The sequence below is a fragment of the Pantoea sp. WEP genome (genome assembly GCF_041678305.1).
In the GTDB taxonomy this organism is placed as follows: Bacteria; Pseudomonadota; Gammaproteobacteria; order Enterobacterales; family Enterobacteriaceae; genus Pantoea; species Pantoea dispersa.
The window spans coordinates 1,073,273-1,085,809 of record NZ_JBGNXB010000001.1 but is presented as its reverse complement, the minus strand read 5'-3'; the positions used below and the strand labels follow the sequence as shown (position 1 = coordinate 1,085,809).

Sequence of the window (12,537 nt, the reverse complement as noted above, 5' to 3'; positions counted from 1 at the left end):
CCCCCAGGGCCAGCCACGCGCTGGCCTTGTTTTTGCCCTTCTATTACACTGGCGTTTTTCCCTGTCCGCGATGCTATGTCTGAAAATGCCGTCCTGCGCCTGCGTGCGCAGCGTTTAGCGCGTGCCACGCGCCCGTTTCTCGCCCGAGGCAACCGCGTGCTGCGCTGTCAGCGCTGCCTGCTGCCGCATAAAAACTGTCTGTGCGCGACCCTGCAGCCGCAACAGGCGCGCAGCCGGTTTTGCCTGGTGATGTTTGATACTGAACCAATGAAACCCAGTAATACCGGCCGGCTGATTGCCGACATTCTGCCGGAAACCCAGGCCTTTGGCTGGTCGCGCACCGAGCCCGACGCCGCGCTGCTGGCGGCAGTGCAGACGGCGGATTATCAGCCGATGGTGGTTTTTCCCGGTGCCTACGCCGATGCCGATCGCCAGGTGCTGACCACGCCGCCCACCGGCGGCAAGCCCCCGCTGTTTATTATGCTCGACGGTACCTGGACCGAAGCGCGCAAAATGTTCCGCAAAAGTCCGTGGCTGGATAGCTTTCCGGTGATGTCACTGAATGTGGCGACGCCGTCGCGCTACACGCTGCGCGAAGCCCACGCGCCTGGCCAGCACTGTACCGCCGAAGTGGCCGCCGCGCTGCTGGAACAGGCAGGTGACGCCTCGGCGGCGCAGGCGTTGCAGCAGCACTTTGAACGCTTTCGTCAGGCCTATCTGGCCGGTAAACCCCACCATCCAATACACGCGCAAGCAGATAATTTCTGAAGCTGGCTCGCAGCCTGACATCGACAAATCGGCAACCGGCGTAAAAGCGTTTACAATCATGCCAATCCCGAGAGCAGGAGCGAATGATGAGCCAACGTGGACTGGAAGCGCTGTTACGACCGAAATCAATTGCGGTGCTGGGTGCGTCGATAAAACCGGGCCGCGCTGGCTATCTGATGATGCGCAACCTGCTGGCGGGCGGCTTTGGCGGTCCGGTGTTGCCGGTCACGCCCAAATACAAGGCGGTCAGCGGCGTGCTGGCCTGGCCGGATGTGGCCAGCCTGCCCTTCGCCCCCGATCTGGCGATTATCTGCACCCACGCCAGACGCAATCTGGAACTGTTACAGCAGCTGGGAGAAAAAGGCTGTAAAGCCTGCATCATTCTCTCCGCGCCGGCCAGCCAGCTGGAGGCGCTGAAAGCCTGTGCCAGCCAGTGGCAGATGCGCCTGCTGGGCCCCAACAGTCTGGGCCTGTTAGCCCCCTGGCAGGGGCTGAATGCCAGCTTCTCACCGGTACCGATTGCGAAAGGACGCATCGCCTTTATTTCGCAATCGGCGGCGGTGTCCAACACCATTCTCGACTGGGCGCAACAGCGCAACCTGGGCTTTTCGTGGTTTATCGCACTGGGCGACAGCCTGGATATTGACGTCGACGACCTGCTGGATTTTCTTGCACGCGATGGCAAAACCAGCGCCATTTTGCTCTACCTGGAACACCTGAGCGACGCCCGGCGCTTCGTTTCTGCCTCGCGTAGCGCAGCGCGTAATAAACCGATTCTGGTGATCAAAAGCGGTCGCAGCCATCAGGCACAGGCGATGATCGGCACCGCCAGCGGACTGGATGCCGCCTGGGATGCCGCCATTCAGCGCGCCGGTCTGCTGCGCGTGCAGGACACGCATGAGCTGTTTTCCGCCGTGGAGTCGCTCAGCCACATGCGCCCGCTGCGCGGTGAGCGCCTGATGATTATCAGCAACGGGGCCGCCCCGGCAGCGCTGGCGTTAGATGAACTCTATGCGCGTAACGGCAAGCTGGCGACGCTGGATGAGCCCACGCTGCAGGCGCTGGCGGCCCTGCTGCCGGAGGGCATCGGGCGCGGTAATCCGCTGGATTTGAAAGATCATGCGACGCCCGCGCTGTACGTGGCCTGCGTAACACAGCTGCTCGACAGCCATGAACTGGATGCACTGATGATCATCCATTCACCCAGCGCCGTCTCTCCGGCCAGTGAAACCGCCGCGCAGATTATTGCGGCGGTGGCCGCGCATCCGCGGGGTAAGCAGGTGACGCTGCTGACCAACTGGTGCGGGGAACACTCTTCGCAGGAAGCCCGCCGCGCATTCACCCAGGCTGGCATTCCGACCTGGCGCACGCCAGAAGGTACGGTGACGGCGTTCATGCACCAGGTTGAGTATCGGCGTAACCAGAAACAGCTACGCGAAACGCCAGCGCTGCCGCTGGGCCTGACGCAAAACAGCGCCGAGGCACATCAGCTGCTGCAACAGGCACTGGATAGCGGCATTACCACGCTGGATACGCACGAGGTGCAGCCCATACTGCAGGCTTACGGGCTGGCGACGCTGCCAACCTGGATCGCCAGCGACAGCCAGTCTGCCGCTAAGATTGCCGACCAGATTGGTTATCCGGTGGCGCTCAAGCTACGCTCGCCGGATATTGCGCATAAGTCGGATGTACAGGGCGTGATGCTCTATCTGCGCAGCGCGGCAGAAGTTGAACAGGCAGCAGACGCCATCTTCGATCGCGTGCGTGAAACGCATCCGCAGGCGCGCATTGACGGCCTGCTGGTGCAAAGTATGGCGAACCGCGCCGGTGCACAGGAGTTGCGGGTGGTGGTTGAGCATGACCCGCTGTTTGGCCCGATCATCATGCTGGGCGAAGGCGGTGTGGAGTGGCAACCGGACAAGCAGGCCTCCGTAGCGTTGCCGCCGCTGAATATGACGCTGGCGCGCTATCTGGTGATTCAGGCACTGAAGAGCGGCAAAGTGCGCAGCCGCAGTGCACTGCGACCGCTGGACATCACCGGTCTGAGTCAGCTGCTGGTGCAGGTATCAAACCTGGTGGTCGACTGTCCGGAGATTCAGCGGCTGGATATTCATCCGCTGCTGGCATCCGCCAATACCTTTACCCTGCTGGACGTGACGCTGCAGCTGGCTCCGTTTCATGGCGACAGTGAGGCGCGGCTGGCGATTCGTCCCTATCCGCACCATCTGGAAGAGCAGGTACAGCTTAAAGATGGCCAGCGCTGCCTGTTTAGGCCAATTCTGCCGGAGGATGAACCGCAGCTACGCGCCTTCATCGCCCAGGTCACCAAAGAAGACCTTTACTATCGCTACTTCAGTGAGATCAATGAGTTTACCCACGACGATTTGGCGAACATGACGCAGATCGATTACGACCGGGAGATGGCGATTGTCGCAGTACGCCAGCATAACGGTGCCGATGAGATCATCGGCGTGACGCGCGCGATCTCCGATGCTGACAATATCGACGCAGAATTTTCGGTATTGGTGCGTTCCGACCTGAAGGGTCTGGGCATGGGCAGACGGCTGCTGGAAAAGATGATCCGCTATACACGCGATCACGGCCTGCAACAATTGAACGGTATCACCATGCCGCACAATACCGGCATGATTACCCTGGCGCGAAAACTCAATTTTCGTGTGAATATTCAACTGGATGATGGCATTGTCAGCCTGAATTTACCGCTGGCTGACACCGGCGACCTGGCTGTAGAGAAAGGTAAAAATCCTCCTTAACCGGCCGGTTGATGTTATTATTTACCGTTAGGATCATGATTTGATGGCAAAAGGCCATACAATGAACAGAGAAGAAGTGCACTGTGATGTTGTCTAAATTCAAACGCAATAAACACCAACAACACCTCGCACAGCTGCCTAAACTGTCACAGTCCGTGTCGGATGTGACCACGCTTTACTCGCCCGCCGAGTTTCGTGAAACCCTGCTGACGAAAATTGCTACGGCAGAAAAACGCATCTGCATCGCCGCGCTGTATCTGGAAAATGATGACGGCGGGCGCAGCATCATGCAGGCGCTGTATGCAGCCCGTCAGGCGCGCCCGGAACTGGATGTCAGCATTCTGGTGGACTGGCATCGTGCGCAGCGCGGCCGTATCGGTGCCGCGCGCGGCCTGACGAATGCCGACTGGTATTGCGAAATGGCGGCGCAGCATCCCGATATCGCGATTCCGGTGTATGGCATTCCGGTGAACACCCGTGAAGCGCTCGGTGTTCTGCATCTGAAAGGCTTTATCATTGACGATACGCTGCTCTACAGCGGTGCCAGCCTGAACGATGTTTATCTGCATCAGCATGACAAATACCGTTATGACCGTTATCAGCTGATCCGAAATCCGCAGCTGGCGGACACCATGTTTCAGTGGATTGGTGAGAATCTCAAACATTCTGAGGCCGTTAACCGTCTCGACCAGGCCGAACGTCCCTCCAGCCCGGAAATCAAGAATGAAACCCGCCAGTTTCGCCAGGAGCTGCGCAGCTTCAATTATCAGTTTACCGGTGATGCTGGCAACGAATCACTGGCCGTCACGCCGCTGGTCGGGCTGGGTAAACGTAGCCTGCTGAACAAAACCATCTTCCATTTAATGCCCTGCGCCGAGCGTAAGCTCACGCTGTGCACGCCGTACTTTAACCTGCCGGCCATTCTGGTGCGCAATCTGATCCAGCTGCTGCGTCAGGGCAAAGAGGTCGAGATCATCGTCGGCGATAAAACCGCCAACGATTTCTACATTCCGCCACACGAGCCGTTCAAGATTATCGGTGCGCTGCCCTATCTGTATGAAATCAACCTGCGTCGCTTTCTCAGCCGGTTGCAGTATTACGTCAATAACGGCCAGCTGACGGTACGTTTGTGGAAAGATGGCGACAATAGCTATCACCTGAAAGGCATCTGGGTTGATGACGAATGGATGATGATCACCGGTAATAACCTCAATCCGCGCGCATGGCGACTCGATCTGGAAAATGCGGTGCTGATTCACGATCCGCTCAACCAGCTGGCAGAGCAGCGCGATAAGGAACTGGCGTTGATCCGTCAGCACACCACGGTGGTGAAACATTTCCGCGAGCTGGAGAGCATCTCTGATTATCCGGCTAAGGTGCGTAAGCTGATTCGCCGTCTGCGTCGCATCCGTATCGATCGCCTTATTAGCCGTCTGCTGTAGCCGATGCGTGCGCTCATCCTCTGTGCGGGATTACTGTGTAGCGGATGTGCGCATGTGGCGCAGGACAGCTGGACCGGCCAGGATAAGGCGCAACACTTTTTCTCCTCTGCCGCCCTGGCTGCCGCCGGCAGTGAGATCTCTCAGCATCAACACCAGGGGCGTGGGCAAAATCTGCGCTTCGGCCTGCTCTTTTCGCTAAGCTTCGGCGTAGCCAAAGAAGCCTGGGACAGCCGCCATGCCGGGAGCGGCTGGAGCTGGAAGGATCTCAGCTGGGATGTCGCCGGTGCGGCCAGCGGCATTGCCCTGTGGAACCTGAGCCAGTAGTCACAGTGCAATCCCCTTCCCTTTGCGGTGCAGCATCAGTGATACCAGAAATGCCAGCGCGCCCATTGCCGAGACATACCAGAAGAAGGTGGTTTCGATGTCGTGCTTCTTCAGCAACAGCGCCACGTATTCGGCCGAACCGCCAAAGATAGCATTAGCTACCGCATAGGAAAGCCCTACGCCGAGCGCCCGCACTTCCGGCGGGAACATCTCCGCTTTAAGGATGCCGCTGATCGCAGTGTAGAAACTGGTAATAATCAGCGCCAGCATCACCAGCACGAACGCCAGCCCGCTACTTTGCACATTCTGCAGCAACATCAAAATCGGCACGGTACAGATAGCCGCGCCAGCGCCGAAGATCATCATTGATGCCCGCCGGCCAATCTTATCTGACAGCGCACCCACAATCGGCTGAATCAGCATGAATACCAGCAGCGCGCCGGTCATCAACGCACTGGCGCTGCGCGCATCCATACCCGCCGTGTTCACCAGATATTTCTGCATGTAGGTTGTGAAGGTATAGAAGCTCAGCGATCCGCCAGCGGTAAAGCCAAGCACCATCAGGAAGGCGCGCGAATGGTTACGCAGCAGGCCAAGAATGCTGCCGGCATCGCGATGTTCCCGGTGCTTTTTCTCGGAGGTTTCATTCAGTGAGCGACGCAACCACAGAGCGACCACGGCCAGAACCGCGCCAAGAAAGAACGGAATACGCCAGCCCCAGCTGCGCAGCGCTTCATCACTGAGGATTTGTTGCAGCACCACGACCGTCAGCACGGCTAACAGCTGACCGCCAATCAGGGTGACGTACTGGAACGACGCGTAGAAGCCTTTGCGCCCTTCCAGTGCCACCTCACTCATGTAGGTAGCGCTGGTACCATATTCACCGCCCACCGATAAGCCCTGAAACATGCGCGCCAGCAGTAAAATCACCGGTGCCGCAATGCCTATTTCGCCATAGCCGGGTAAACAGGCGATGACCAGAGAACCAAAACACATCATGCATACCGAGATCAGCATCGAACTTTTTCGGCCGTGACGGTCCGCGATGTAGCCGAATAGCCAGCCACCGATAGGACGCATTAAGAAGCCCGCCGCAAAAACGCCGGCCGTTTGCAGCAGCTGGGTGGTAGTGTCGCCGGCCGGGAAAAATACATGGGCAAAATAGAGCGAGAAGAACGAGTAGACGTAGAAATCAAACCATTCGACCAGATTGCCGGACGACGCGCCGACAATGGCCCAGATGCGTTGTTTACTGACGGCTGCCGCTTCCGGCTGGGCCGATTTTTGTTGTAAGTCGGTCATCTTTTACCTCATTTCCTTGCGAAGAACATCGCTAAAGCAATGAGTAAAGCATCTGAGGGCGGCGCGGGGGAATCAGAGCCCGTTCAGGATGACAAAATGTGACAGAGCTGGAGTTTTAGGGAGAGATTTTGCAAGGGGTGAAGTGGATTTAGCGATCGCCAGACGTAAAAAAGCCCCGGACTCTCGTCCGGGGCTTTTTTACTTATTTGATGCCTGGCAGTTCCCTACTCTCGCATGGGGAGGCCCCACACTACCATCGGCGCTACGGCGTTTCACTTCTGAGTTCGGCATGGGGTCAGGTGGGACCACCGCGCTGTTGCCGCCAGGCAAATTCTGTTTTCGTCCGCGTCTTTCGCGCTCTGACTGCGTTGCCCCGCTCGCGCCGCTCAGTCACATACTCGTGTATGCTCCTTCACGTCGTCTCGCGTGCCGCCTTGTCACAGCACAAAATCCACTGGACGTAATCCGGTGAACAAAGCTGAAAATTCTTTCGGTCTCTCGGACCAAAACGCCTCTGGCGTTGTAAGGTTAAGCCTCACGGGTCATTAGTACCGGTTAGCTCAACGCATCGCTGCGCTTACACACCCGGCCTATCAACGTCGTCGTCTTCAACGTCCCTTCAGGACCCTTAAAGGGTCAGGGAGAACTCATCTCGGGGCAAGTTTCGTGCTTAGATGCTTTCAGCACTTATCTCTTCCGCACTTAGCTACCGGGCAGTGCCATTGGCATGACAACCCGAACACCAGCGGTGCGTTCACTCCGGTCCTCTCGTACTAGGAGCAACCCCCCTCAATTCTCCAGCGCCCACGGCAGATAGGGACCGAACTGTCTCACGACGTTCTAAACCCAGCTCGCGTACCACTTTAAACGGCGAACAGCCGTACCCTTGGGACCTACTTCAGCCCCAGGATGTGATGAGCCGACATCGAGGTGCCAAACACCGCCGTCGATATGAACTCTTGGGCGGTATCAGCCTGTTATCCCCGGAGTACCTTTTATCCGTTGAGCGATGGCCCTTCCATTCAGAACCACCGGATCACTATGACCTGCTTTCGCACCTGCTCGAGCCGTCACTCTCGCAGTCAAGCTGGCTTATGCCATTGCACTAACCTCCTGATGTCCGACCAGGATTAGCCAACCTTCGTGCTCCTCCGTTACGCTTTGGGAGGAGACCGCCCCAGTCAAACTACCCACCAGACACTGTCCGCAGCCCGGATTACGGGCCTACGTTAGAACATCAAACATTAAAGGGTGGTATTTCAAGGTTGGCTCCACGCAGACTGGCGTCCACGCTTCAAAGCCTCCCACCTATCCTACACATCAAGGCTCAATGTTCAGTGTCAAGCTATAGTAAAGGTTCACGGGGTCTTTCCGTCTTGCCGCGGGTACACTGCATCTTCACAGCGATTTCAATTTCACTGAGTCTCGGGTGGAGACAGCCTGGCCATCATTACGCCATTCGTGCAGGTCGGAACTTACCCGACAAGGAATTTCGCTACCTTAGGACCGTTATAGTTACGGCCGCCGTTTACCGGGGCTTCGATCAAGAGCTTCTCCTTGCGGATAACCCCATCAATTAACCTTCCGGCACCGGGCAGGCGTCACACCGTATACGTCCACTTTCGTGTTTGCACAGTGCTGTGTTTTTAATAAACAGTTGCAGCCAGCTGGTATCTTCGACTGGCCTCGGCTCCGGGAGCAAGTCCCTTCACCTACGCGCCAGCGTGCCTTCTCCCGAAGTTACGGCACCATTTTGCCTAGTTCCTTCACCCGAGTTCTCTCAAGCGCCTTGGTATTCTCTACCTGACCACCTGTGTCGGTTTGGGGTACGATTTCGTGTTACCTGGAGCTTAGAGGCTTTTCCTGGAAGCAGGGCATCAGTTACTTCACCGCCGTGGCGGCTCGTCATCACGCCTCAGTGTTAAAGAAGACCGGATTTGCCTGGTCTTCACACCTGCACGCTTAAACCGGGACAACCGTCGCCCGGATAACCTAGCCTTCTCCGTCCCCCCTTCGCAGTAACACCAAGTACAGGAATATTAACCTGTTTCCCATCGACTACGCTTTTCAGCCTCGCCTTAGGGGTCGACTCACCCTGCCCCGATTAACGTTGGACAGGAACCCTTGGTCTTCCGGCGAGCGGGCTTTTCACCCGCTTTATCGTTACTTATGTCAGCATTCGCACTTCTGATACCTCCAGCGTGCCTCACAGCACACCTTCAGCGGCTTACAGAACGCTCCCCTACCCAACAACACATAGTGTCGCTGCCGCAGCTTCGGTGCATGGTTTAGCCCCGTTACATCTTCCGCGCAGGCCGACTCGACCAGTGAGCTATTACGCTTTCTTTAAATGATGGCTGCTTCTAAGCCAACATCCTGGCTGTCTGTGCCTTCCCACATCGTTTCCCACTTAACCATGACTTTGGGACCTTAGCTGGCGGTCTGGGTTGTTTCCCTCTTCACGACGGACGTTAGCACCCGCCGTGTGTCTCCCGTGATAACATTCTCCGGTATTCGCAGTTTGCATCGGGTTGGTAAGCCGGGATGGCCCCCTAGCCGAAACAGTGCTCTACCCCCGGAGATGAGTTCACGAGGCGCTACCTAAATAGCTTTCGGGGAGAACCAGCTATCTCCCGGTTTGATTGGCCTTTCACCCCCAGCCACAAGTCATCCGCTAATTTTTCAACATTAGTCGGTTCGGTCCTCCAGTTAGTGTTACCCAACCTTCAACCTGCCCATGGCTAGATCACCGGGTTTCGGGTCTATACCCTGCAACTTAACGCCCAATTAAGACTCGGTTTCCCTTCGGCTCCCCTATGCGGTTAACCTTGCTACAGAATATAAGTCGCTGACCCATTATACAAAAGGTACGCAGTCACCTAACAAGTAGGCTCCCACTGCTTGTACGTACACGGTTTCAGGTTCTGTTTCACTCCCCTCGCCGGGGTTCTTTTCGCCTTTCCCTCACGGTACTGGTTCACTATCGGTCAGTCAGGAGTATTTAGCCTTGGAGGATGGTCCCCCCATATTCAGACAGGATACCACGTGTCCCGCCCTACTCGTCGGACTCACAACTCATGCATCTTCGTGTACGGGGCTGTCACCCGGTATCGCGCGACTTTCCAGACGCTTCCACTGATGCACAAGCTGATTCAGGTCCTGGGCTGCTCCCCGTTCGCTCGCCGCTACTGGGGGAATCTCGGTTGATTTCTTTTCCTCGGGGTACTTAGATGTTTCAGTTCCCCCGGTTCGCCTCGTTAACCTATGTATTCAGTTAACGATGATGCACAGAGTGCACCGGGTTTCCCCATTCGGACATCGACGGCTGTAGCGGTTCATATCACCTTACCGTCGCTTTTCGCAGATTAGCACGTCCTTCATCGCCTCTGACTGCCAGGGCATCCACCGTGTACGCTTAGTCGCTTAACCTCACAACCCACAGGCGTTTTGCAACGCTGCAGACTGCAAGCATTTGAGAGACCCGAACACATCGTAAATTTCATTCTTATTACGGAGAATGAACACGACGTGTCGTTTCAATTTTCAGCTTGTTCCGGATTGTTAAAGAGCAATAACTTCGCAATGCATTCAGTAAATGCATTCTGAAGTTGTATCAACGCGGGTTCGTTGATGGTGGAGCTAAGCGGGATCGAACCGCTGACCTCCTGCGTGCAAGGCAGGCGCTCTCCCAGCTGAGCTATAGCCCCGATGAGTGTTGTAAAACGCATGAGTACCAAGGAGAATCATTTTTCAGGCAAGGCGCAGTGTCGCGACGCATAGTCTTCTATGCGAGCGGCGCTGTAACGCAGCATGAGAAATGATTTGGTAGGCCTGAGTGGACTTGAACCACCGACCTCACCCTTATCAGGGGTGCGCTCTAACCACCTGAGCTACAAGCCTGCAGGCGTTTTACGCTCTTCTCTAAAGTTCATCAGACAATCTGTGTGAGCACTTCGCGGGAAGGTATCTTCAGGTAAGGAGGTGATCCAACCGCAGGTTCCCCTACGGTTACCTTGTTACGACTTCACCCCAGTCATGAATCACAAAGTGGTAAGCGCCCTCCCGAAGGTTAAGCTACCTACTTCTTTTGCAACCCACTCCCATGGTGTGACGGGCGGTGTGTACAAGGCCCGGGAACGTATTCACCGTAGCATTCTGATCTACGATTACTAGCGATTCCGACTTCATGGAGTCGAGTTGCAGACTCCAATCCGGACTACGACGCACTTTATGAGGTCCGCTTGCTCTCGCGAGGTCGCTTCTCTTTGTATGCGCCATTGTAGCACGTGTGTAGCCCTGGCCGTAAGGGCCATGATGACTTGACGTCATCCCCACCTTCCTCCGGTTTATCACCGGCAGTCTCCTTTGAGTTCCCGGCCGAGCCGCTGGCAACAAAGGATAAGGGTTGCGCTCGTTGCGGGACTTAACCCAACATTTCACAACACGAGCTGACGACAGCCATGCAGCACCTGTCTCAGAGTTCCCGAAGGCACCAAAGCATCTCTGCTAAGTTCTCTGGATGTCAAGGCCAGGTAAGGTTCTTCGCGTTGCATCGAATTAAACCACATGCTCCACCGCTTGTGCGGGCCCCCGTCAATTCATTTGAGTTTTAACCTTGCGGCCGTACTCCCCAGGCGGTCGACTTAACGCGTTAGCTCCGGAAGCCACGCCTCAAGGGCACAACCTCCAAGTCGACATCGTTTACGGCGTGGACTACCAGGGTATCTAATCCTGTTTGCTCCCCACGCTTTCGCACCTGAGCGTCAGTCTTCGTCCAGGGGGCCGCCTTCGCCACCGGTATTCCTCCAGATCTCTACGCATTTCACCGCTACACCTGGAATTCTACCCCCCTCTACGAGACTCAAGCCTGCCAGTTTCAAATGCAGTTCCCAGGTTAAGCCCGGGGATTTCACATCTGACTTAACAGACCGCCTGCGTGCGCTTTACGCCCAGTAATTCCGATTAACGCTTGCACCCTCCGTATTACCGCGGCTGCTGGCACGGAGTTAGCCGGTGCTTCTTCTGCGGGTAACGTCAATCGGCGAGGTTATTAACCTCACCGCCTTCCTCCCCGCTGAAAGTACTTTACAACCCGAAGGCCTTCTTCATACACGCGGCATGGCTGCATCAGGCTTGCGCCCATTGTGCAATATTCCCCACTGCTGCCTCCCGTAGGAGTCTGGACCGTGTCTCAGTTCCAGTGTGGCTGGTCATCCTCTCAGACCAGCTAGGGATCGTCGCCTAGGTGAGCCATTACCCCACCTACTAGCTAATCCCATCTGGGCACATCCGATGGTGTGAGGCCCGAAGGTCCCCCACTTTGGTCTTGCGACGTTATGCGGTATTAGCTACCGTTTCCAGTAGTTATCCCCCTCCATCGGGCAGTTTCCCAGACATTACTCACCCGTCCGCCACTCGCCACCCAAAGAGCAAGCTCTTCTGTGCTGCCGTTCGACTTGCATGTGTTAGGCCTGCCGCCAGCGTTCAATCTGAGCCATGATCAAACTCTTCAATTTAAAGTTTGATTTGCTGCAACCAGTGCAGCGATGCTCTGTGAATTAAACTTCGTAATGAATTACGTGTTCACTCAGCAAAGACTTGATATTTTTTACGTCCGGAGACGCTGATATCAATCCTGCGAGTGCCCACACAGATTGTCTGATAAATTGTTAAAGAGCGGTGCGACGCGGCGTTCGGCCTGCTGTCGCGAGGTGGCGTATATTACGCTTTCCTCCCTCAGAGTCAAACACTTTTTTTTCAGCGTTTTTCTCCGGCGGGGTGAATCGCTTCACGCCCTGCTGAGCCGCCTGCGTTGCCGCTTTGCCGTCTCAGTGGTGGCGCATTATAGGGACTTCGTTTCGCCTGACAAGCGCTAATTTGCAGTTTTTGTGCGACCGCTCACTTTCCAGGCAACACGTTGCAAAAAC

The 12,537-nt window shown here is 56.2% G+C and carries 5 protein-coding genes, 2 tRNA genes and 3 rRNA genes; 4 read left to right on the top strand and 6 right to left on the bottom strand.

Going from position 1 to position 12,537, the window contains the following annotated elements; all coding sequences use genetic code 11:
• Positions 1-75: 75 nt before the first annotated feature.
• The 4 genes from ABVR31_RS04905 to ABVR31_RS04890 all read left to right on the top strand — a co-directional run bounded on the left by ABVR31_RS04905 (position 76) and on the right by ABVR31_RS04890 (position 5,308).
• The gene (locus ABVR31_RS04905; RefSeq protein WP_372771944.1) at positions 76-768 is read left to right on the top strand and encodes a tRNA-uridine aminocarboxypropyltransferase; all 693 of its coding nucleotides are present in this window, start codon (positions 76-78) and stop codon (positions 766-768) included.
• An 86-nt stretch (positions 769-854) separates the two neighbouring features.
• Positions 855-3,542, top strand: coding sequence for a GNAT family N-acetyltransferase (locus ABVR31_RS04900; RefSeq protein WP_372773975.1), 2,688 nt, complete (start codon positions 855-857; stop codon positions 3,540-3,542).
• Positions 3,543-3,625: 83 nt separating this feature from the next.
• Positions 3,626-4,984, top strand: coding sequence for a CDP-diacylglycerol--serine O-phosphatidyltransferase (gene pssA, locus ABVR31_RS04895; protein ID WP_176428114.1), 1,359 nt, complete (start codon positions 3,626-3,628; stop codon positions 4,982-4,984).
• A 3-nt stretch (positions 4,985-4,987) separates the two neighbouring features.
• Complete coding sequence (locus ABVR31_RS04890; RefSeq protein ID WP_372771942.1) at positions 4,988-5,308, top strand: YfiM family lipoprotein; 321 nt, start codon at positions 4,988-4,990, stop codon at positions 5,306-5,308.
• On the opposite strand, the gene ABVR31_RS04885 is transcribed toward ABVR31_RS04890, so the two are convergent.
• The 6 genes from ABVR31_RS04885 to ABVR31_RS04860 form a co-directional block, all read right to left on the bottom strand.
• Positions 5,309-6,610: an MFS family transporter gene (locus tag ABVR31_RS04885; RefSeq protein WP_372771940.1), complete on the bottom strand. Its 1,302-nt coding sequence runs from the start codon at positions 6,608-6,610 to the stop codon at positions 5,309-5,311.
• A gap of 211 nt (positions 6,611-6,821) precedes the next feature.
• Positions 6,822-6,937: ribosomal RNA gene (rrf, locus tag ABVR31_RS04880) — 5S ribosomal RNA — on the bottom strand.
• 197 nt (positions 6,938-7,134) lie between these two features.
• Positions 7,135-10,039 (bottom strand): 23S ribosomal RNA (locus tag ABVR31_RS04875).
• A gap of 202 nt (positions 10,040-10,241) precedes the next feature.
• Positions 10,242-10,317: transfer RNA gene (locus tag ABVR31_RS04870), tRNA-Ala, on the bottom strand.
• 116 nt (positions 10,318-10,433) lie between these two features.
• Positions 10,434-10,510, bottom strand: a tRNA-Ile gene (locus tag ABVR31_RS04865).
• 74 nt (positions 10,511-10,584) lie between these two features.
• Positions 10,585-12,126: ribosomal RNA gene (locus ABVR31_RS04860) — 16S ribosomal RNA — on the bottom strand.
• The 16S, 23S and 5S rRNA genes sit together here with 2 tRNA genes alongside, the layout of an rRNA operon.
• Positions 12,127-12,537 lie beyond the last annotated feature (411 nt).